At 53.5% G+C, this 23282-nt stretch carries 15 protein-coding genes and 1 tRNA gene; 9 read left to right on the top strand and 7 right to left on the bottom strand.

The window, feature by feature from the left end; genetic code table 11:
• Positions 1-104 precede the first annotated feature (104 nt).
• The 8 genes from J3P34_RS09680 to J3P34_RS09645 all read left to right on the top strand — a co-directional run bounded on the left by J3P34_RS09680 (position 105) and on the right by J3P34_RS09645 (position 10323).
• Entirely contained in the window at positions 105-575 is a 471-nt protein-coding gene (locus J3P34_RS09680; RefSeq protein WP_246849965.1) for a c-type cytochrome, read from the top strand.
• 9 nt (positions 576-584) lie between these two features.
• Complete coding sequence (locus tag J3P34_RS09675; RefSeq protein ID WP_246853643.1) at positions 585-1331, top strand: 3-keto-disaccharide hydrolase; 747 nt, start codon at positions 585-587, stop codon at positions 1329-1331.
• Positions 1332-1355: 24 nt separating this feature from the next.
• The gene (locus J3P34_RS09670) at positions 1356-2243 is read left to right on the top strand and encodes a hydroxypyruvate isomerase family protein (RefSeq protein WP_210488193.1); all 888 of its coding nucleotides are present in this window, start codon (positions 1356-1358) and stop codon (positions 2241-2243) included.
• A gap of 60 nt (positions 2244-2303) precedes the next feature.
• Positions 2304-3275, top strand: a complete 972-nt coding sequence (locus J3P34_RS09665) for a sugar phosphate isomerase/epimerase family protein (RefSeq protein WP_210488192.1) — start codon at positions 2304-2306, stop codon at positions 3273-3275.
• Between the two features lie 959 nt (positions 3276-4234).
• Positions 4235-7657: an amidohydrolase family protein gene (locus J3P34_RS09660; protein ID WP_246853642.1), complete on the top strand. Its 3423-nt coding sequence runs from the start codon at positions 4235-4237 to the stop codon at positions 7655-7657.
• A gap of 467 nt (positions 7658-8124) precedes the next feature.
• Positions 8125-8868, top strand: a complete 744-nt coding sequence (locus J3P34_RS09655; protein ID WP_210488190.1) for an SDR family oxidoreductase — start codon at positions 8125-8127, stop codon at positions 8866-8868.
• Positions 8869-9112: 244 nt separating this feature from the next.
• The gene (locus J3P34_RS09650; RefSeq protein WP_210488188.1) at positions 9113-9778 is read left to right on the top strand and encodes an MCP four helix bundle domain-containing protein; all 666 of its coding nucleotides are present in this window, start codon (positions 9113-9115) and stop codon (positions 9776-9778) included.
• Positions 9779-9855: 77 nt separating this feature from the next.
• Positions 9856-10323: a hypothetical protein gene (locus tag J3P34_RS09645; RefSeq protein WP_210488186.1), complete on the top strand. Its 468-nt coding sequence runs from the start codon at positions 9856-9858 to the stop codon at positions 10321-10323.
• Between the two features lie 486 nt (positions 10324-10809).
• Here the strand turns inward: J3P34_RS09645 and J3P34_RS09640 are convergent, their stop codons facing one another.
• Together J3P34_RS09640 and J3P34_RS09635 are read right to left on the bottom strand one after the other, a co-directional pair.
• Complete coding sequence (locus tag J3P34_RS09640) at positions 10810-11445, bottom strand: response regulator transcription factor (protein ID WP_210488184.1); 636 nt, start codon at positions 11443-11445, stop codon at positions 10810-10812.
• On the bottom strand, positions 11442-14228 hold the full coding sequence (locus J3P34_RS09635; protein ID WP_210488183.1) for a sensor histidine kinase: 2787 nt from the start codon (positions 14226-14228) through the stop codon (positions 11442-11444). Before J3P34_RS09635 ends, J3P34_RS09640 begins: the two co-directional genes overlap by 4 nt.
• A gap of 216 nt (positions 14229-14444) precedes the next feature.
• Between J3P34_RS09635 and J3P34_RS09630 the strand changes: the two genes are divergently transcribed.
• Positions 14445-15554, top strand: coding sequence for a serine hydrolase domain-containing protein (locus J3P34_RS09630; protein ID WP_210488182.1), 1110 nt, complete (start codon positions 14445-14447; stop codon positions 15552-15554).
• Positions 15555-15685: 131 nt separating this feature from the next.
• On the opposite strand, the gene chrA is transcribed toward J3P34_RS09630, so the two are convergent.
• From chrA to J3P34_RS09605, 5 genes are all read right to left on the bottom strand, one after another.
• A complete protein-coding gene (gene chrA / locus J3P34_RS09625; RefSeq protein ID WP_210488181.1) occupies positions 15686-17053 on the bottom strand; it encodes a chromate efflux transporter in 1368 nt (455 codons plus the stop codon).
• 234 nt (positions 17054-17287) lie between these two features.
• Positions 17288-18058: a DUF2490 domain-containing protein gene (locus J3P34_RS09620; protein ID WP_210488180.1), complete on the bottom strand. Its 771-nt coding sequence runs from the start codon at positions 18056-18058 to the stop codon at positions 17288-17290.
• Between the two features lie 381 nt (positions 18059-18439).
• Positions 18440-21307, bottom strand: coding sequence for a TonB-dependent receptor (locus J3P34_RS09615; protein ID WP_210488179.1), 2868 nt, complete (start codon positions 21305-21307; stop codon positions 18440-18442).
• A 497-nt stretch (positions 21308-21804) separates the two neighbouring features.
• Positions 21805-21875: transfer RNA gene (locus J3P34_RS09610), tRNA-Cys, on the bottom strand.
• Between the two features lie 412 nt (positions 21876-22287).
• Positions 22288-23133 (bottom strand): chromate resistance protein ChrB domain-containing protein, encoded by an 846-nt coding sequence (locus tag J3P34_RS09605; RefSeq protein ID WP_210488178.1) that lies wholly within the window; start codon positions 23131-23133, stop codon positions 22288-22290.
• Positions 23134-23282: the final 149 nt, after the last annotated feature.

Raw genomic sequence — 23282 nt, 5'->3', positions numbered from 1 at the left:
CAGCCATGGCGAATGTCAGGTACCGGAACCGGAAATGACTGACAGGAAATACCAAAGCATCTATTTAACCTTAACTTACAACCACAGAATTACGCGTACACCCTATGAAAAAAGTATTCCTTCTCCTGAGCTGCTGCGCTTTTATGGCAGCCTGTAACAGCAATTCTTCCACCACCAATGAAGGGGCGGTAGCCAGCACAGACGCAGATTCAGCCTCCTCGGCCTCCATGAGCGCGGCCACCCGCCAGCCAGATGCAGACACCGCCAGCATGGACATAGGAACCAACCGCTCCGCTGGCACCGGCGGTGGGGAAGTGCACGAGAAAGGAGCTCAACTGATCGCCAGTTCAGATTGTACCGGTTGCCACAGAATAGACCAAAAGTTGGTGGGGCCGGCTTACGAGGCCGTGGCTGAGAAGTACGAAAACAACGAGAAAGACACTGAGTACCTGGCCGGCAAAATCATCAAAGGCGGTAGCGGCGTTTGGGGACAAGTGGCCATGACCGCGCACCCTAACCTGAGCGAGGAAGATGCAAAGCAAATGGCCCAGTACATCCTGTCTCTTAAAAAATAAAGGTATCCTATGACAACCCTCCGCCACCTTCTCCCGCTACTGGTTCTGGGCGCTCTGGGCGCCTGCCAATCTTCCACGCATCAGACTTCTATGACGGCCAACGAGAAATCAAGCGGTTCTGCCTCTGAAGCTTGGCAGCCACTCTTTGACGGTAAAACCACCCAGGGCTGGCATACCTACGGGCAGGCCAAAGTAGGCAAGGCTTGGAAAGTGGAAAACGGTACCCTGCACCTGGATGCTGCCCACAAGCAGGACTGGCAGCCCGGTGACGGCGGCGATATTGTGACGGCGGAGAGTTACGGTAACTTCCATCTCAAGCTGGATTGGAAAATTGCGGCCAACGGCAACAGCGGCATCATTCTGTTTGTGCAGGACGAGCCCACCAAATACCCCAACACCTGGAGCACCGGCCCCGAGGTGCAGGTCCTGGACAACGCCGGTCACCCCGATGCCAAGATCCACAAGCACCGCGCCGGTGACCTGTATGACCTCATCGCCAGCAACCCTGAGACTTCTAAACCCGCCGGTGAGTGGAACCAGGTAGAGATCATCAGCAACAATGGGCGTCTGGACATCATCCAGAACGGCACCAAAGTGGTTTCCACCACCCTCTGGGACGATAACTGGAAAAAGATGGTGGCCGGGAGCAAGTTCAAAGACATGGCCGGTTTCGGGGCGTTCAAATCAGGGAAGATCGCGTTGCAGGATCACGGTGATGATGTGTGGTACCGGAACATCATGATCAAGCGGCTGTAGGCCCTCTGTTAAGAGAATAACGCAATGTCAGATAAAAACAGAAGATCGGCCATCAAGGGCATCCTGGCCGGAACGGCGGCGCTTACCGCGGCCGGGCCTTTGGCCTGTTTTGGCCAAAACGAGCCCCAAACAGAAGCTGCCTATACTTTGAAAGGAAACCTTAACCACTCGGTGTGCCGCTGGTGCTTCAATGAGTTGTCAGTGGAGGAACTCTGCGCCGCCGCGAAGGAAATAGGCCTTAAGGGCATTGACCTGGTTGGTCCCAAAGACTGGCCCACCCTCAAGAAGCACGGCCTGGTTTCCTCCATGTGCAATGGCGCGGAGATCAGCCTGACGGAGGGGTTCAACCATCCGCAGTACCACGCCCAACTCTTCAAGAACTATTCAGACATGATTCCACTGGTAGCCAAAGCCGGCTACACCAACCTCATCTGCTTCAGCGGGAACCGCAACGGCCTGGATGATGAAACAGGCCTCAAAAACTCGGTGGAAGGCTTAAAGAAGCTATTGCCCCTGGCCGAGAAACACAAAGTGGTGCTGGTGATGGAGCTCCTGAACAGCAAAGTGAACCACAAAGACTACCAATGCGACCGGACCGCGTGGGGCGCCGAGCTGGCCAAACGGCTGGGCTCTGAGAACTTCAAGCTGCTCTATGACATCTACCATATGCAGGTAGACGAGGGCAACGTGATCCAGACCATCAAAGACAACCACCAGTACATTGCGCATTACCACACCGCCGGTGTGCCGGGCCGTCACGAGATTGATGATACCCAGGAGCTCAATTATCCGGCCATCATGCGGGCCATCAAAGACACGGGGTTTAAAGGCTTCGTGGCGCAGGAATTCATTCCGCAGGCCAAAGACAAATTGAAATCATTGCGGCAAGCCATCCAGATCTGTGATGTCTAAGCGGCCTGCCCATCCAAGAATACTCTAACCAATCAACCTTCTACTAAGCACCAAAGCCAAATGAACAACAGAAGATCTTTTTTGCAGAAGCTGGGTTTGCTGTCGGCGGGCGTCGCCTTCGCGCCGTCGCTGCTTGCCTCCTGTGATTCCTCTAAAACCACTAATACTGATAACGCCTCTGCGGATGCTTCTACAGACACTAGCACCGCTGGCGCCAGCACGGGCACTGCCACCGGGGCCATCCGTGACATAGGAATCCAGCTGTACACCCTGCGCGAACTGCTGCCCAATGACCCGAAAGGCGTGATAGGCAAAGTGGCCCAGGCCGGATACAATGATGTGGAAACCTACGGCTACTCCGTAGACAAAGGCTACTGGGGTCTTCAGCCGAACGCTTTCAAAGAATTGCTGCAAGCCAACAACCTGGTTTCTACGAGCGGACACTATGAGTTTGGGCAGTACATGAAAGACGGCAACACCGACATCGTGAAACGCTATATTGAGGCCGGAAACATTGTAGGCCAAAAATACATCACAGTGCCCTACCTGGGCGAGGAACTGAGAAACAGCGCCGATGCCTACAAGAACATCGCTGAAAAAGTGAACAAGGCGGCGGAACTATGCAAAGCCTCTGGCCTGAAACTGGCCTACCACAACCACGATTTCGAATTCAAGCAATACGGCAACACCACCGGGTACGACATCCTGCTCAAGGAAACCGATCCGGCCCTGGTAAGCTTCGAGGCAGATCTTTTCTGGATGGAGAAAGCCGGCCGCAAACCGGTAGACCTGTTTAACCAGCACAAAGGCCGCTTTGTGATGTGGCACGTGAAAGACATGGACAAAAACTCGCCTGACCTCAACACCGAGATAGGCAGCGGCACCATGGACTACAAAGCCATCTTCGCGCAGGCCAAGACCTCCGGTTTGGACCGCATTTTCGTGGAGCAGGAGAACTTTGCCGCCGGCATGGACCCCTTCAAGAGCATCAAGCAAAGCCGCGACTACGTGAAAAACACCCTGCTCGCGTAAGTAGCCGCACCATTTTTGTCATCACCCTTTCGGGCCTGTTTTACCAAAAACAGGCCCGAATTATGTTTAGGGGCTCCGGTTGGTTTTTGATTTTAGGGTGATGGAAGGGCAGTTTTGGTTGTTGGTGATAACACCAACAACGGCGGATGAGGCAGCGAGGGAACGATAAGGAATGTAGGGGCACCTCTTGTGGGTGCCCTTCTTGGTAACTGCCAGTCGCAGCCGTTGCGGAGGACCCGTGGGAGACAAGGCATGCCTTGTCTCTACAATATCAGATATTCAAAGCAGACACCACCACCTGTTACCTGCGGCAGGCCGGGGCGAAGGCCTACAGTGAGGCCGAGGACCGGACTGCCGCACTGATGAACTGTTCATTTGGTAGTGGCCTGCATTAGCTATGGAACAGAGGACGGCAGCGGGGTGGTACCTTGATGGAAGCCTCACTGTCCGAGCGTCAGCGAGTTTGAGGCTTCTTGATTCTTTTGGTTACTTTTCTCATCAAGGAGAAAAGTGACAAACGCCCGCAGGCCGCGGCTGCAGTTCTGAGATTAAGCAAGAAAGGTAGTAGGAAGTAAAGGCAGAAAAAGGGAAGTCACTGAATTAAATCCGCGCCATAGTAGGGCGCCTCACTGCAGTTGCAAACTGCAGACCATTATAGGTCCAAGTTGAAAACTTGAACCAGGAAAGACAAGACAGGAAAGATAACAAAAGAAAGAGCAGCAGAAGAGGTCATCCCCCTACCCCCTTCAAAGGGGGACGTGGGTTTAGTAAGCATTTTTAGAAAATGGGCCGTAAAGGGAGAGGTCTTCAAATCCGATGGTGAGAACACAATGTCCATTTCTTGGGCAATCTTCCAAAACCATCTCAAAAACACTTTTCCCAAAGTGAAGGTCAGAGACTTATCAAAACAATCCTTATCTTCACAAATCCCAAACCATCACCCTACTAACCCCTTTATTATGAAGCAGTTTTTTACCAACCATGTCTCTGGCTGGAGGAAACCCGTGTTGCTGCTTTGCACCCTGGGGCTGTTCGTGGAGCCATCAATGGCCCAGAACGCACCTGCCCCGGCAAAGAAGGACGGCGCCAAAAAAGAAGAGAAGAAAGACCTGCCTTTAGAGGCGGGCCGCACCATTGACATCAACACCAAGGAAGGCTCCTGGCTTGCGCTGGACGTGCACCCGGCCGGCGGACAGATCATCTTCAGCATGCTGGGCGATCTGTACCTGCTACCCATGGCCGGTGGCAAAGCCGAGCAGCTAACTGAGGGCATGGCCCTGGATGTGCAGCCGCGTTTCAGCCCGGACGGGAAGTCCATTGTGTTCCTCTCGGACCGCGATGGCAATGACAACGTGTGGGTGATGGACCTGCTTACCAAGAAAACCCGCCAGATCAGCAAAAGCAAAAACGAGAACTTCCAGGCGGCCGAGTGGACGCCCGATGGCGAGTACCTGGTGGTATCGCAGGGACGCCGCAATCTGAAACTGCACCTGTACCACAAAGACAGCGGCAGCGGAACGCAGTTGATCAAAACGCCTGAGACCCTGAAAACCGTGGAGCCGGCCTTCGGCAAAGACCCACGCTATATCTGGTACGCCCGCCGTACCGGCGGTTGGAACTACAACGCGCAGTTGCCGCAGTACCAACTGGCCACGCTGGACCGCGAAACCGGCGAAACCGATACAAGAACCTCTCGTTACGGCTCGGCGTTCTCGCCAACCTTGTCGCCGGACGGCACCATGCTGGTCTACGGAACCCGCCACAACAACCAAACCGGCCTTATTGTGCAGAACCTGAAATCCGGCGACGAAAAGTGGCTGGCCTATCCGGTGCAGCGCGACGAGCAGGAATCGGTGGCACCATTAGGGGTATTGCCGGCCATGTCGTTCACACCAGACAGCAAAGAACTGGTGGCGTCTTACGGCGGTAAAATCTACCGCATTCCGGTGAGCGGCGGCCAGGCCAAGGAGATCCCGTTTGAGGTGAATACCAAAATCGCGATCGGGCCGAAACTGGAGTTCAAGTACCCCATCAACGATGACAAAACCATGAAGGTGACGCAGATCCGCGATGCGGCTATGTCACCTGATGGCAAGCGTCTGGCCTTCACTGCACTGGATAGATTGTACATCACTGATTATCCGAACGGTACCCCGAAACGGGTAACCACCAATGATTTCACTGAGGCGCAACCAGCCTGGTCGCCAGACGGCAAAGAGCTGGTGTTTGTGACCTGGCACGAGAAAACCGGCGGTGCTATCTATAAGGTGGCCGCAAACGGCAAAGCGAAACCAGTAAAACTGAGTCAGGAGAACTCGGTGTTCCAAGAGCCGGTATGGTCGCCTAAAGGAGACAAGATCGTGTTCGTGAAAGGCTCGGCGCAGACCTACCGTGAATCGGCTGGTCCGGGCGCGTTCGACTCCCGCCAGACCATCAACTGGATCTCTTCTAAAGGCGGCCCCAGCACGTTTGTGACCAAAGCCAACCTGGGCGCGAACCCGCACTTCGTGCAGGGCGATGACCGCATTCACCTGTACAGCTCATCAGACGGATTGATCTCTATCCGGTGGGATGGTACCGACAAGAAGCCGTTCGTGAAAGTGAAAGGCATCACCACCTTCGGATCGTTCGCCGATATGCTGGAGGAGGAAATGAGCCACAACACGCACGTGAACGAGCGTGAGCCGCAAATGCAGGCTTCTACCGCTACCACGGTGATCAAAGCCCCCAAAGGTGACAAAGCCCTGGCCCTGATCAACAACGAGATCTACGTGGTGACCATCCCGTTTGTGGGCGGTGAAACGCCTACCATCTCCGTGGCAGACGTAGCTAGCTCTCAGTTCCCGTCCTGGAAATTAACCGATATCGGGGGGCAATTCCCAAGCTGGTCAGCCGATGGTAAGAGCGTGTACTGGTCTATCGGTAACGCCTTCTTCGCCTACAATTTAGACGCCGCTTTCGCGAAAAAACGTGAAATGGAAGCTGCTGAGGAACTGAAGAAAGACGCCAAGCCTGCTACCGAAGCCAATAAAGACAGCACCGGCGCCAAAGAAGCCGTGAAGATTGAAGGCTACAAGCCGGTGGAAACCAGAATCGCGATCACCGTGCCGCGTGACATCCCAACCGGAAACATCCTGTTGAAAGGTGCCCGCATCATCACCATGAACGGCGATGAGGTGATTGAGAACGGTGATATTCTCATCCAGGACAACCGCATCAAAGCGGTTGGTGCTTCCGGCACTTTATCTGTGCCGCAGAACGCTACCGTGATGGATGTGAAAGGCAAGACCATCACGCCGGGCTTCGTGGATACCCACGCACACATGTGGCCACGTTGGGGCGTGCACTCCAACCAGGTATGGATCTACGCGGCTAACCTGGCCTACGGCGTGACCACCACCCGCGACCCGCAAACCGCCACTACTGACGTACTGACCTACGCTGACATGGTGGAAACCGGCAAGATGATCGGGCCACGCGTGTACTCTACCGGTCCGGGTGTGGGATACTGGTCCTACAACCTGAAGAGCCTAGATCACGCCAAGAGCGTGCTGAAGCAGTACTCAGATTACTACAACACCAAGACCATCAAAATGTACATGGTGGGTAACCGCCAGCATCGTCAGTGGATCATCATGGCGGCCAAAGAGCAAGGCCTGATGCCAACGACCGAGGGCGGTCTGGATTTCAAACTGAACCTGACCGAGATCCTGGACGGCTACCCAGGCCACGAGCACTCGTACCCCATCTATCCGCTGTACAAAGACGTGATTGATTTTGCTTCTAAGTCGCAGATCGCCTACACGCCTACACTATTGGTGTCTTACGGCGGACCATGGGCCGAGAACTACTACTATGCCACTGAGAACCTGGCCGGCGACAAAAAGCTGAACTACTTCACGCCTAAAGTGGAGCTGGATGAGAAATCACGTCGCAGACCAGGTTGGTTCATGAAAGAAGAGCACATCTTTGACAAGCACGCGGAGTTTGTGAACAACCTGGTGAAAGACGGTGGTTTGGCCGGCGTTGGCTCGCACGGACAGCTGCAGGGCCTGGGCTACCACTGGGAGCTTTGGTCTATTCAATCAGGTGGCATGAAGAACCTGGATGCCCTGAAAGTAGCCACCATCCTGGGCGCGAAATCCCTGGGCTTGGAGGGTGACCTGGGTTCTATCCAGAACGGCAAACTGGCTGATTTGGTGATCATGGACCAGAACCCGCTGGAGAACATCCGGAACACCAACACCATCAAGTACGTGATGCGCAACGGCCGTCTGTATGATGCCAGCACACTGGATGAACTGGCGCCAACCAAGAAGAAAGCCCCGGACTTTGACTGGCACAGCGCCCTTCCATTGGGCGTACCAGGTATTCAGGAGTAATCTTCTCTGATACTTTCTAAAAGGCCTCCCTTGCACATAGCAGGGGAGGCCTTTTTGTTTTATGGCTATAAAGTGATTTCGGGCCGTGCCTGAGCTAAATTCGGTTGTTACTGTTTTCCCTCCTAAAAGCGGGATGATTCATTTCTCCCGAAACCGGTTCACTTCCTCAGATTACCTAGTCCAAGTTGAAAACCTGAACCAGGTTTTTCAGGAAAATGAATCTGTTATAGTCATGGGAGAGGTAGAGTCTGGCTTCTTGATGAACTCCGCCGAAGGCGCGGGACTGTTTCTAAGCTGATTTGGAGAAAACATCCATAAAGCAATAAGGTCGGTAGAACCTGGAAGTCTGGGGAAAGACCTAAAAGACAACCCCATGCCTATTTCATCCAAGACAAGTAGAACCTCCTCCCCGGCCAGGGAGTAAACATGGTTAAATTCTTTCCTTACACCTATCCCAAACAGAAAAGATGAAACTAGCTGGAAACACAGTGCTGGTTACCGGAGGCGCCTCCGGGATTGGACTGGCCATTGCCGAGCGTTTTTTGAAGGCTGGCAGCACCGTCATCATCTGCGGCCGTCGCTCAGATAAACTCAACGAGGCAAAAGAGAAGTACCCCGAACTGCATACCCTGGTCTGCGATGTGGCCCGTGAGGCCGACCGCATTGCGCTGCTGGAATGGACCACCGCCGAGTTTCCCAACCTGAACGTGCTGGTGAACAATGCGGGCATCCAGCGGCGGGTGAACCTTGTCACCGAACAGGAAGAGTGGAGCAAAACGCAGCAGGAAATTGCCATCAACCTGGAGGCTCCCATTCACCTGTGCAGCTTGTTTGTAAACCATCTGAAACAACAGCCGCACGCGGCCATCGTGAACGTGACCTCGGGGCTGGCCTTTACGCCGGGCGTTTTCGCGCCGGTATACTGTGCCACCAAAGCCGCGCTGCATTCCTTTACCATGTCATTGCGCTACCTGCTCTCCAAAACCAACGTGGAGGTGGTGGAGATTGTGCCGCCGGCCGTGAACACCGATCTGGGTGGCACCGGCCTGCATACCTTCGGGGTGCCCTTGGATGAGTTCGCAGATTCTGTCATGCAGCGCGTGGACAACGGCGAACTGGAAGTTGGTTTCGGGACCTCTGAGGTGAGAAGAAACGCCTCTCGCCAGGAGAACGATGCCTTCTTCCTGGAAATGAACTCCCGCTGGGCTTAAGAGAAAGGCGTTTAGGTCTGTTTCTTAGAAAACAGGTCCTAAATGCCATCTTTAGTGCCTGTTTCTTCCCCTGTTTTGATCCATCATAAGGATCTCCTTTGGCCGGGTAAATGTCTGGCTTTTACGGTGTAAATTTTGTAACTTCCTGACAGGGCGAAGCCTTGTCTCTCTTCTGCAGCTTGCATGAGTTGGTGTCCAGTAAGTGCTTTCCCTTTCTGTTTTTTACTCTTTAATTTCCGGAAAGATGAGATGGGTATATAGTTTAAAACATAAAACAAAGGCCGCGCTGCTGCTGGCTATCATCATGGTGCTGGTGCTGGCTAAGAATACGCTGGACAACAAGACCGTCACCAAACTGGGGACTTCCTTCGCTACGGTGTACGAGGACAGACTGCTGGTGGAAAGCTACATCTATCAGCTATCTGGGCACCTGTACCAGAAGAAAATGCTGCTGGATAATTCCTTCTATGCCGGGAATGACGGGAAGTTGTCCTTGGGGTTGAAAGAAAACAACACGGCCATTGCCACGCTCCTCACAGAATTTGGCAAAACGGAGTTAACCCAGTCCGAGGCCCGTTACTTATCGGCCTTCAACCAGAACCACCGGGCCCTACAAACTTTGGAGAACCAATATCTGAAAGAACTGGGAGGCCAGGGCGCTAAGCCAGCCAAGCAAAAGCTGGACGCCAGATTCCAGCTGGCCACGAATTACCTGAACCACCTGTCCAGCATCCAGGTGGCCGAGGGCAAGCGGTTGAATGATTCCACCAAGCAGATGATGGCTGGGTCTGCGGTCCTTACCCAATTGGCGTTTGTGCTGGTCATAGGCATCGGGATCATGATTCAGGTGCTGATCTTCGCCTCCAAATCAAAGCTCTCTAAGTTTCCGCAGAACCCCATGTTGAACTGAGAAAGCGGCTTGTGGGCAGCTGGGGAAAGCAGCAGGTAATGTATGTTAATCTTCGTCTTGAAAACTAAAAACCAATAATGAAAAATACGATTCAGGTCCTTTTCCTCGCTTCTCTGCTCTTTGGGGCTGGTTGTGCCGAAAGTAAAAAAGAGGCCGCCTCTGGTGCAGGGGCCGGGAATAATACCTCTCTGCCGGTAACTACCTCTTCCTCCAGTTCTGCCCCAGTAATTTCCAGCCAGCCAGCGGCTACTGTTAGCCAACCGGTGACCTCTCCGCAGCCTGCGGTAACGGCCGGCTTAAACCCAGCCCACGGCCAGCCTGGCCACCGGTGCGATATCCCGGTTGGTGCGGGGTTAGACTCGCCTCCCGGAGCAACTGCTAATTCCAGCGCCGCCACCCCGTCCGCCTCAAGACCTGCTACCTTGCCTCCGGCGCCGGTTCTACCTGTAGGCCCGCCGGTAGTTACGGCCAAAGGCATGAACCCACCGCATGGCCAACCTGGGCATGACTGTAGCATTCCGGTTGGCGCCCCGTTGAAGAAGTAGTTGTATTAAAAAGGCGCGGTTGAGTTGTTAGGCTGATATACCTGTTTAGGGGCTGTTTTCTTGGAATAGCCCCTAAAACACAGGGTAGTGCCTTTGCCTTTGTTTCTCCCGATAGGGGCCCAGGCCTGTTTATTCTGGCGTGAAGCGTAAGCCGGCAGATCAGCATAGCTGGATTGAGGCTTTCGCCTCACGGAAGTTTCAAACTTCCGATCATAGTAGGTCCAAGTTGAAAACTTGAACCAGGTGTTTGTCTCTTTGTCGTTTCAGGCTTGTTTTCAAGGAAACAGGTCTAAAACGTACCAAAGTCCAGAGCTTCGACTAGAAGCAGGATTGGGAATTTGGCCAATCTTATGGTTCGATGCCAAACGGGATCACCTCAATCTTCCGGTTTGGCTATAGCCCTGAGCCAAAAATTTAATGTGCTGTTTTGGTCTCGTTTTCAGGGAAATTGGCTGTTTTCGCCTTCCCTGATCTCTGGCAGCAGCATTAAAGGATATTGTCTTTGAATGCTTTGGCGACGGCCTCTGATTTGGAGTTTACTTGTAGTTTCTCATAAATTTTCTTCACGTGCGAACGCACGGTCTCCAGGGAGATGAAGAGCTGCGCGGCCACCATTTTGTAGGAGTAGCCGTTCACGAGCCAGTGCAAGACCTCCTTCTCGCGGTCGCTGAGCTGGTATTGGGCCGCCGTGGTTTTTGGGGTTTGATGCGCGAATAGCTGCAGTACCTGGCGGGCGACCGATGACGTCATAGGGGCACCGCCTTCGTAGACATCCACAATGGCTTCCATGAGTTTGGCGGGCGGCGTTTTCTTGAGCAAGTACCCGTCGGCACCGGCCTGCATGGCTTCCAGTACATTCTGGTTATCATCGAACACGGTGAGCATCACCACCTTCACTTTGTCAAACTGGCTACGGATGAGTTTGAGGCCGGCAATGCCACCCATGCCCGGCATGTCAATGTCCATCAGGATCACATCGGGGACAAGTTGGGTTACCTGCTGCAGCACCTGCGTGCAGTTCTGAAAAGCACCTACCACTGTGAAGCCTTCGGTGCCGTTGAACAACATTGAAAGGCCTTCGCGCAACGGGGCATTGTCTTCGTAGAGCAGGATCTTTATCATACGGGTAGGGGGTGGAAGGCTGTTTTAGAAAGTGGTGCGGTCAGTGAAACGGTAGTGCCCTGTCCGGGTGCCGAGCTGATGTCCAGGGTCGCTCTGATGTTCTGGGCCCGTTTCTGCATGTTCAGCAAGCCGTTACCGGTACTGGCCTGGGCTGTGTCAAATCCCTGACCATCATCCCTGATCTCCAGACGCAGATTGTTCTCCTGCAGCTTTACCTTCATCCAGACCTGGCGGCAGTGGGAGTACTTCGCGATGTTGTTGATGGCTTCCTTGAAGATCATGAAGAAATCATACCGCGCCTCCAGGCCCAGGCGAAGGTTGTTCACCGCCGGATCTGCCTCCAGGCAGAAGGTTATGTCTTTTGCCTCCAGAACCTCGGTGGCCACTTCCCGCATGCGCGAAACAAGGTTCTGCACCAGGTCATTATGCGGATTAATGGACCAGACAATATCATCCATCACGGTCATCATTTGGTGCGAATAGCGGCTGATTTTCTGCAGATAGCCCTGAGCCAGCACAGGGTTGGCGAGGACCTGCTGATTGGCCATATCGGAGAAAATGGTGATGGTGCTGAGCGTAGAGCCCATGTCATCGTGGAGGTCGCGGGCAATGCGGGTACGCACCGCCTGCAGCCCCAGTAAACGGTTGATCCGGAGGCGGTAGAGCCCGTACAGGCCGAGGACCACCAGAAGAAAGACCAGGCCCAGGAACCACCAGGTTTTCCAGAAAGGATCGGAAATGACCAGGCGAAGGGTAGTCACCTGCGGGGTGGTGGCACCGTCGTCGCGGCGGGCTCTTACTTTGAACAGGTAATCGCCGCCGTCCAGGTTGGTGTAGCTGGCAAACCGGTTGCGGCCTGCCTGCCGCCAAGTCTGGTCCACGCCTTCCAGTTGATACTCATACTGGATCTTAGCATCGTCATAATAGCTCAAGGAGGCAAATTCTACCGTGAAAAAGTTCAGGTTATGGGCCAGGTGCAGGCCTTCCTTGCCAGTTTCAGCCTTGTTTAACGTAAGGTTTTTATCAAACACCTTGAACCCGGTAATAGCCACCTTGGGCAGAGCGGCAGAGCGGTTGAGGCTGTCTGGGTGGAAGTAGTAGAAGCCCTGCAAGGTGCCCATTAGTATCCGTCCGTCTTTCAGAGTATAGCCAGTGTTGAAAGCATAGGATTCGTTCACCAGCCCGTCCTGGGCACCGTAACCTGTCACGGTTTTGGTTTGGGTATTCCAGCGTCCCAGGCTGAACTGGGTAGTGAAGAACAGGTTTTTGCCAGTTTTCACCAGGTTGAGGATGGTGTTGGAGGGCAGACCGTTGGCGGTGGTGAGGGCGGTAATCTGGCCGATTTGCACGTTGAGGAAATGGATGCCCAGGCTTGTAGAGATAGCCAGCGTGTGATCATCGTACCAGATCATCTCGCCCACGGCGTTGCTGAGCAAACCCTTAGGACGGCTGGCGGTGGAGTAATGCGCCATGATCTTGCCCGTTTTAGGGTCAACCCGCAAGACGCCGGCTTGGGCAGTGGCCAACCACAAGGTACCATCCAAACCAAACAATAGCCTTTTGATCTGCCCCATGGTTTGGGAGGGTGCCTGCTTCTGCAGAGAAAAAGACTTGAATTGCCCGGTCTCCGGATCATACCGCACCAAAAGCCCTTGGTGCGTGCCCCACCAGATTTGCCCCGAGGCATCCACGGTAGCCTTCATGATGTTCTGGCCTGCCAACGCAGGTGGGGTCACATGCCGGATAGCCGACTTGCCCGGTTCCATCAATAGTAACGTGCCGTCTGAGGCACCGGCCCAAACCCGGTGTTGGCGGTCTTCCACCAGGCACCAGACCTGCAAACCCCCTGACGCATAATTTCTGAGGGGGCTGAACTCCTGATCATATACCTGGATTCCCTGGTTCAGGGTGGCGGCCCAGATCTCACCCTTGGCGGTTTCCAGAAAGCCTGAAACCACGGCCGGATTCCTGGTATTTGAGCCGACTGAAAAGAAACGCTGCTTCCCAGGGTTGAAATAGTAGACCCCCTTGTTCGTGCCCAGCCAGATGGTGCCTTCTTGGTTCTGGGAAATGCTGTAGATTTGGTCAAAGACAAGGTCGTGCCTGAACTCATCGCGTTGCGGGATCAAATCAAAGTTGGTAGCTCCCGGCGCCCGGGCCCACAACTGCCCTGAGGCGGCCCAGAGGGTACCCCGGTTATCTTTTAAATACACATACGGTTCTACACTAGGCTGGGGAACAGGAGCTGCCTCAACCTTCCGGAGGCACGAGGCTATTTTCCCACCGGCGCTCTGGGGCAATACAAAAGCCTTTTGGTTGGGTGCGAACACAAATTGCTCCTGTTGGTTTCCGGCTTCCAGGATGATGGTACCCTGGCATTGCCGGAGGCGCCACCGACGGGGACCGCTGGTAAACCGGGCGGCGGTCTGGATGGGAATGCGGGTGAAGGTGCGGCCGGAGGGTGAGTAGCGCGTGACCTGCGCGGGCGAGGCGATCCAGAGGTTGCCTTGGTCGTCCTGCAGCAGCGCCTCCACAATATCAGAAGCCAGGCTGTTGGGGTTGTTCAGGTTATACCGGTAGTGGAGAAACTGGCGGCCGTCGTAGCGCTGCAGGCCGTTGTCGGTGCCAAACCACATGTAGCCGTCACGGTCCTGCAGAATGGCCAATACAATACTGCTGGCCAAGCCGTCTTCGCGGTCCAGGTGCTGGTAAATGTAGGGGTGCGGTGCGCTCATGGTATTCTCCGTCAGGCCCAGTAAAAGCCCGATCAATATTCCTGACATAAGAAGAAATACCCTTAGGTGCCGCATAAAAAGAAGCTGTAACTAAAGGTACAAGTTACCGGCTTATCCGGAAACAGCTGGCTGCAATATCCCCCTTTTATGGGAGGCTGGTGGGCAGTTGCAGCGGCAATTCCCCCTTATATGCGATTGATGTACAGGTAGAAAAGAACGCATCTTTGTCTTGTTCTCCATCATGTACTTCAACCCACCATAACCATGAAAACCATACAGAAAATAGGAAGCGTGTTGTGCCTGGCCATGTTTCTGGCCACCGTTTCCTTAGCCCAGAAAAGCCCCCAAAAGGAGGCCGAGAAATTCTTCCGGGAGATCATGCAGCGCGAGCATATTCCCGGTCTGGCGTATGCCGTAGTGAAAGACGGGAAGGTGGTCTCGCAGGGGCAGTTTGGCGCGGCCAATCTCTCCTGGAATGCTCCCGTAGACCCCGTGACGGTTTTCCAGACAGCCTCCTGCAGCAAACTGTTCTCTGCCTTGCTTCTGGGACGCCTCTTTGACGAGAAGATCCTGCTACCTGGCCAGACCATGGGCGAACTGCTGGATTCTATCCCGGCAAACTGGAAGCCCATCACCATCCAGCAACTGGCTGCGCACCAATCCGGCATCAACATTGCCGATTTCAGCAGAACTAAAAACAGCAAGGAAGCCTTTGAACTGGCCAGGAAACAGGAGATGACCTATGAGCCCGGCACCAAATCTTTCTACGTGAGCTCAGACTACTGGATCCTGCAATACATCATTGAGAAGAAAACAGGCAAGCCGTACTTTGAGGTCCTGAAATCCTATGTGCTGGACCCACTGGGCATGCAGCACACCTTCGTGAGCAACAACGATGACAGCCAGATCCGGACGCATGCCGTGCTGCCCAAGGAAGCCGCCGTGTACGCCTACCAGAACGGGAGCCACAAGGTAAGCGATATGCAGTTTGTGAGCACGGGCTATACCGGAGGCGGCATTTATACCTCCATTTCTGATATGGCCAGAATTGCCCAGACCCTGGACGAAGGCAAGTTTCTTACCCCTGCTACCCAGGCCCTGCTCCTGACCAGTGCGCCGCTTAAAACCGGAGGGAAAGGCGATTTCGGCATCGGGTTCCATATAGAGAACTATCAGGGGCAAAAGGTATCCGGGCACAGCGGCGGACCTGCCTTAGCGGATTTCGTGCGGTTCGATGACAAGAAGACCACCTTTATCGTGCTGACCAACCTGCGGGGTTTTTACCCTTACCTGGCCAAGAAACTGGCTACTTTCTACCTTCCCGGCCTGAAGAATCCTGAGTTACCGCCTAATTATTGGTTGGCGCTGGAATAGCTTGGAGATAAGCCGTTAAGATATAAGATAAGAGTGGTTTGATCTGAATATTGTTAAAAGCACAGTAAAAAGCGTGCCCTTGTGATCTCTCACTAGGGCACGCTTTTTACTGTGCTTTTAAATGAAGGTTATTAAGATATGCCCGTTACCAGATAGTACCCTAAACCAGCCAAAGCACTGATGATGATCCAGGTGATCATGCCTATCTTGAAGCGGTCCATGGCTACAAACGAAATCACCGTCCAGGCCAGCGCGAAGTAGTCAAGACCTGCCAAGGATAGTTCTTTGGGGAATAAAACGGCTTGGCCGAAGTAGACCGTCAGGTTAAGTACCACACCTACCACCGCGGCCGTGATAACCCCCAACACTGATTTTACAGCGGCATTTCCGCGGGTGCGTTCAATAAGCGGGGCACCGGCCAGAATGAACAGGAAGCAGGGCAGGAACGTGTAAAACGTAGTCGTGAAAAGCCCCAGAGCGCCCATGGCCAAGGAACCGGCATATTGGTTGTACCCGGCCATAAAGCCCACAAACGCCAGCACCATGATAAGCGGACCCGGCGTGGTTTCACCCAGGGCCAAACCGTCTATCATCTCGTATTTGGTGAGCCAATTCAGGTTCTCCACCGTTACCTGCGCCACGTACGGCAGCACCGCATAGGCTCCCCCGAAGGTGATCAACGCGGCTTTGGTGAAGAAGAGAATGAGCGTTTTCCAGAATGCGAAATTACTGGTGAGCAGGTAGAAAATCACCAGCGGCAAAGTCCACAAAACCACCGTCACCACTACTCTGATAATGCTTTGTTTCAGGCTGACACCGGCCCCGGCAACAGAGCTGTGCGCGTTCAGGTAATATTCCTCCTCATTGCCCTGGGTTTTGGCAGTAGCAGGTTTCTCCGCTAAGAAGGGCGGGTGCAGTTTCTGCAGTGCAAACGCGATGGCTATGGCTGCCAGAATAATATACGGGAACGGCACGTGCAGAAAGAAAATGCAGACAAAGCTGACGGCCGCCATGGCATAATGGAACCAGCTTTTCAGAGACTTCCCCGCGATCTTCATCAACGCCAGAATCACAATGGCCACCACGGCCGGTTTCAACCCATAGAACAGCGCCGACACCCACGGAATGGTCCCGTAGGTCACATACACCGAACTCAGCCCCAGCAGAATGAACACCGATGGAAGCACGAACAGAATACCCGCTACCAGGCCGCCTTTCACGCCGTGCATGAGCCAGCCCAAATAGGTGGCCAATTGCTGGGCCTCGGGGCCGGGTAGCAGCATGCAGTAGTTGAGCGCGTGCAGAAACCTTGAATCAGAAACCCACCGCTTCTGCTCCACCACAAACTGGTGCATGATGGCAATCTGCCCGGCGGGTCCCCCGAAACTGATGAACCCCAGCTTCAGCCAAAACAGGAGCGCTTCATTGAAAGAAGGCTTTTCCGGAGGCAAAAGAGCTGTTGTTTCTTTCTCTGGCGGAAGTAAGATTTTCTGTGTCATGGGGCTAAGGTAACTTTCTGCTATTTTACGGTTTGCTTTCTGTGAATGATAGAACAGGCGCAACCTTTAGAACCGTTTTTACTTTTATCCGGGCATTTTGGGCCTGTTTTCTGAAAAACAAGCCCAAAATAGAAAGATTGCTTTGTCTGTCGACAGAAACCTGCGCGCCCCTGCCGCATACGCCTTAGGGTGTTTAGAGCCTGGTTTTACGAATTCAGGGTGAAAACGCCTGGCTCAGTTGGTCACCGGTTCTGCCTTGGGTTTGCGGAGATCAAGGTTATGGAAGAGAAAAAGTCTAAGCGTGTGGGTGTTGAAAAACTGGTTTCCGGCGGCTGTCTGCTGGAACACGTTCATGTAGCCCAACTGCGCGTTGAAGCTTTTGGTGAACTGGTAGCCTATGCCCCCGAAAAGCCGGTTCTGGTCAAAGTAGTTGTAGACAATCTCCTTCCCGAAATTCACGTGTATCTCGTCATTGAATACCAGAAAAGGGACGCCCGGGGCGATGGCATCGGCGGATAAGGGCACCATGAGCCCGATCATGTACCGCGCCCTGAAGTTGAAATGGTATCCTTCCTGCAGCTCGTCATTGGCATTGTTGCGGTTGAACCGCTCCTCCAAGCGTACCCACTGGTTTGTCTGCAGCCGTTTGCTCTTCCCCGACCAGTTGATCTGCTGCCACAGCCTATGCTCGGGCCTTACCGTTTCCTGCTCAGCCGAGGCGGGCCAATGGGAGGCATATGCGTAACCCACCGTAAAGCGGGTGTGGTCAGAGATATGGTACGTGATACCCGGACGCACGATGGTGGTTGCCCAGCGGTCCAGGAAATCATTGCGGCGCGCGTGCAGATCCAGCCACAAAGAGAACTTATCTGAAATGCGGGTCTGGTTAAAATATCCCAGCCATGATTGAGACCGGTCCGTCACCTTTTTCTCGGCCGTCTGGGCCTGGCTTTGGAAGGGAAGAAGGAGGGTAAGCGCAAAAGCTAAACGTAAAATTTGTTTCATAGAGTAGGTGGTATGTTGGTGAGGAAGATAGTTGAATGACGATATCCGGATGTCCCCCTTTGAAGGGGGTAGGGGGATGACAAGGCGTTTGAAGAACCAACTGGCCTTGGCTACAGAGCAGATACGCTTATTGTGTTCCTCATACAAGGGCAACCACAAGGGATTGCCCCTACACTTCTGGAATGCCATGATCTGCACGAGAAATCATCCCCCTACCCCCTTCAAAGGGGGACGATAATTTAGTCCGTCATTCTGGCAATCGTCATCTCTGGAAGAGGACGCTTCGTTTCAGGGCTGTTTCCCGGAAAATTGGCTTGAAAAAAGAAAGACAGGCTGTAAACCAGAAGCGGCAGGTTTTAGGTCCGCCGCTTCTGGTATTGGTTATTTGGCTAGCAACCCGTCTATGGTCAATGCCACGTAGTAGAGTCCCCCAATGGTGGGGCCGGCGGCGAATTGATAGTAGCGTTTATTGAACAGGTTGGTGGCGCCTAGCTTCACGGAGGACTTCAATTTTGGGAGTTTGGCGGTAACCTGGGCATCAACGGTGGAGAAGGCAGGAACCAGACCGTTGGCTAGGGTGCTTTCCCAATATACCTCGTCCTGGAAGCGCCACACCACGTTGAAACCTATGTTCTTGAAGACCTCGCGATTGCTGAGAGACAGGTTAGTCACCCATTTAGGCGTGTTGAAACTGGTCAGGAAGATATCCGGCGTGGGGTTCTTTGACAGGGCGTTGTAGTTCGCATTTCCTGAGAGGGTGAACTTCTTGTAGAAGATATAGGTCAGCCCCAAAGATGATCCGTAGCTGTTGTAGATGTTCTTCGCGTTGGTGTATACACGGTAGCGGTTTTGCTTGGATCTGGTGAGCATGTCCAGCACCGCCGCATCTGAGCCAACCGGCCCCGAACTTGGAACTGCCACCTCTACCTGGCCCAGGAATCCTTTATAAGAGTTGTGGTAGGCGTCAAAATCAATGGTGAGGGTATTGTCAAACAAGACGCTCTTGTAACCCACCTCAAAGGAATTGATGCTTTCTGGTTTCATGACCGGAAGATTGGCCACCTGCAACAGGCCCCGGTTCTTCAAAGCCGCGTCATTGCGGGTCATGCCGGCCGTAACATCGGCATTCACGGCCGCCGTGAATTTGTCAAAGGAGGCCAAGGTGTAAGAGTTCTCCAGAAACCCGATGCCTTCGTTTACCCGGGCCAGGCCACCTACCCGGCGCACGCTGGCATTGTTCAGGAAGGATAAGGCTTCAAACAGAGCCGGAAAACGGTATCCGTTCTGGAAAGAGGCTCTGAAGTTGTGCTTCTCCGTGGCGGTGTACACGGCCGCGATCCGGGGGTTAAACTTAGGGCTAAACTCCGGGTTGTTGTCCAGGCGGGCCGAAACTGTGAACTTCAGCTTGTCATCCAGGAACAGTTTGCTGGCCTGCACAAACCCGCCATACTTGGTGTAGTACTGGTTCTTCCCGAAGGAGCCGTTGGCATCTGCCACCGTTCTGTTTTCCAGCGGTCTGGAAAGGTCCACAAAGGTATTGCCGTCCGGGATTACCTCGTAGCGGCGGAAATCAGCGCCAATCAATATGTTGGCCCATTTGAATTTGCTCAGGTTATACTGGAAATCGGCGTGGTAGGTGTTGCTGTACTGCCAGAGGGCGGCGCCACCATTGGGCGCTCCTCCCGGTACCACCGAGGCGATATCCCAGTTATTGGAGTTGATGATGGTGTTTTTGAGGGCATCAAATTCCGGGGTTCCGGGCTCGGCCCGACCGGCATCGGCGGCGGCGCGGGCTACCTTCATAGCCGTAACCAGATCAACGCCATTGTTTACCTGGGTTTGCAGGGTATTTTTGAATACACCGCCCCACTGGGCGTTGGTGGCGTGGCTTAGGTCAAGGCTATAGGCCAGGGGGTTGAGGTTATAGGATTTCCCGGTATTCTCCTTCAGCACATAAGCCCGCACCAGTAAATCGGTTCCCTTTAATTCAAGTTTATGGTTCTGTACCTTCACGTCTTTTAACTGAATCCGGTTGCCGCGCTGGAAAATACCATCCATAATGCCGAAGCGATAGCCGTAAGACAGTTCCAGTTTCTCGTTCAACCTGTAGAATAAACTACCGTCCACCTTCAGGTTCCGCACCTTCGGATAAATCAGGTCTTTCTCCAGGTAACCGGTTCTGGCTACGTTAAAGGTCTCGTTAACGCCTTTGTAGTTGATGGTGATGGCCTGGCGGGCTTGCCGGTCATCGCCGTAGCGGCTCCATTGGTCCAGCGCGGGGTTGTTCTCGCCGGAAAGCTCGGGGAATTTAGGGTTGGCGGTAGCCAGGTTCTGGGGGTTTTGGTCCACCAGGCCATTCGCTACCCAGTCAGTGCCTTTCAGCGTGCTGAAGTTCACTTTGAACGCGAATTTATCATTGAAGGCTTTGGCATAGCGCACGGCGGTTTCGGTGAGGATGCTGGGGTCACGGTCAATGCCATCCACGTGGTTCACGCCTACTTTCTGGTAAATGCTCAATCCCTGGTACAGGAAAGGGCTTTTGGTGGTGAGGTTGGCCATGCCGTTGATCGCGTTCATGCCATACAACGCCGAGGCGGCACCCGGTGTGATCTCCACGCTCTCAATATCCAGTTCGGTAGCCCCGATGGCATTCCCCAGCGGAACTCCTAAGGTAGCGGCCTGCATGTCCACGCCGTCCACCAGTTGCATGAACCGGAAGTTGTTGGGCACGTTGAATCCGCGGGTATTGGGCACCTTGAAGGTAAGGCTGGAGGTGAGCATCTGCACGCCTTTCACGTTCTCCAGCGCGTCATAGAAGCTGGGGGCGGCCGTTTCCTTGATGGCCCTGATGTCCAGTTTCTCAATAGCCACCGGTGATTTCAGGATGCTTTCCTCCACCCGGGAGGCCGTGACCACCACTTCCTTGCCCAGCAAGGTCTGCGTAACCAGCGCGATGTCTAAACGGAAGCCGGGTTGGGTGATCTCAAATTCCTGCGGCTGGTAGCCCACCATGGAAATCACCAGGTTGAACGGGAACTTCAGTTTGGTTTTTAGGTTGAAGTCGCCGGAGCCGTTGGTGGTGGTGCCGGTCACGGTGCCGCGCACGTACACGCTCACGCCGGGCATCGGCTCTTTGGTCCCTTGTTCGGTGACCCGCCCGTTGATTTCCACAAAGTTGGTTTCCTGCGCCTGCAGCGCCACCAGTGGAAGAAAAAGGAAATGAAGGAGAAGTAGAAGTTTTGATTTCATGACTGATGTGTTGAAAAAATTAAAGAGAAAGGGAGCGGAGGCGGTTAGCGGCAACAACAACCAAAGCCGGCACACAGACTTGGGTTGCGTTTCTTCATTCCTTTTTGGAAAACATCAGTTTTCATGGGTGAAATAATTGTAGGTGAAAGTGTAAAAGGGGAGGTTGCTCCCGGTTAAATCAGATTTTAATTCCCTTTCTGGGCTGTGGAGGTTCTTTTCTCAGCCGCGGAAGACACTTGGGGCTGCGTTTCCGGCTATAGGGGTGACAGTATTTGGTTCTGTGTGCCTCCTCCCTTTGCCTGAGCTCTAGGGTTAGCAGTTCCATTTAGGAGGGGTGAGACAGCCCGGCTCAAATCCGCACCGTGCCGGCCTGTCTCTTACCTACCCAACTTCCCTCTTCGGGCTGTTTTGAGTCCATTTTTTGCAAAACAGGCTCTAAACACGGCGTCCAATTATCGTTACCTTTTGGTGCCGCCTTCTTTCCCGAAGAAGGGTCGCGGTCACGGGCGGAATCGAACCGCCATAAAAAACCTTGCGGGTCTTTGCTTAGCCACTCAGCCACACGACCTGTTCCTGATGCCAGAGAGATTCTTTTCAGAGGGCCTTGAAGTATGGACAGGTGCTTCATCTTCTTCATTACTCTTAATCTCTATAGGATCAGTAGACAAATAGAAATGCTTTTTACGGTTTCAGCAAATTTTTATTTAATTATTTAGATGGTGATTTTGTAAAATATTGAAATTCAGTAAATTAAAATTGATAAAGCCTCGCTTTGGTTTTCCTTTACTATCAATGAATCTGCTCATTACAGGCTGTACTAATCTGTCTTGGACCAAAATAGTATGCTAGGCCTTCCAAGGTTTCATACCAGGGCAGAGGTCTGTTCGCTGGAGCCCGGCTTCCATTTAGGATGAAAGAGTTGCAAGGTTACAACGGGTAATTACCCGATGCTAGAACACAGTTAACCTTTGGAACCTGGTTTACTTTTTGAGCAAATTTTTTCGGTACTCAGACGGGCTCTGGCCCATGTGCTGGCGGAAAATGCGGGTGAAATGGCTTTGATCAGAGAAACCGGTGAGGTAGGCCACCTCGGCCAGGGAGTACCCCGAGGTGTGCAGCAGGCTTAGCGCCTTTTCTATGCGCAGCTTCCGGATGTACTCGCCAAAAGAGAGGTTGTCAAAGTACTTGGAGAAGACCCTTGACACGTACGCGGGGTGTACATCCAGCGCCTCAGAGATTTCCTTCAGGTTGAGCGCCAGGTTGGTGTCTATCTGGTCCTGGATGATCTCCTTCAGGTGCAGCGCCCAGGCGGGTACTTTCTGCTGGTTCTCTTTCTTTTCCTGCAGGTATTTGTGGTACACCTGCAGAAAAAGCTGCTCGGTGGGCTCAGTGGTATGCTTCTGTTTCTGCAGGTGCTTGGCCCAACTGTAGAGCCCGTCATAAAGCACCATGGCCTTCTCCAGCAACTCATGGTCATCACTTATGTTGAAGGACATGCCATGCGAAATGGCCCACAGCCCCGCCGATTGCGCCGCCAGCGAGTGGTCGTCGGTATCGGCGCCCCGCACAATCAGGGCCATGGTCTGCAAAGCGGGCTCGGTGAGGCGGTACTTCTCCAGGAAATAGTCAAAGGTGCACCGGTCCTCATAGTGTGAGTACTCCACTCCCGGAATGTCAAACGGAATGGCATCCAGTTCTTTGGCTTTGTCCAGAACCTGAGCCTCGGGCACGTAGAGGATTTCTGCCGAGGCATCAAGAAAGCGCCTGATCAACCACGGACAAGCCAGCCGGTCAATCTTGGGGCGCTCGCGGGTGATCCATTTCATGGTGCTCTCTTGTAAGAAGTGAAAGCCTACCAGAAGGTTGCTGGCAGCCAAAGTAAAGATAACCGGAATTGGGTTTCGTTTTGGGTCTGTTTTTCAGAAATCAGGCCTGAAACAAAATCAAATTCATGGTATTAACCAACGGAAGCCAT

Origin of the sequence: Rufibacter aurantiacus (genome assembly GCF_017916345.1) — a bacterium.
Classification (GTDB): domain Bacteria; phylum Bacteroidota; class Bacteroidia; order Cytophagales; family Hymenobacteraceae; genus Nibribacter; species Nibribacter roseolus.
The sequence above is the reverse complement of the archived record's forward strand: the minus strand, read 5'-3'. Positions and strand labels throughout refer to the sequence as shown.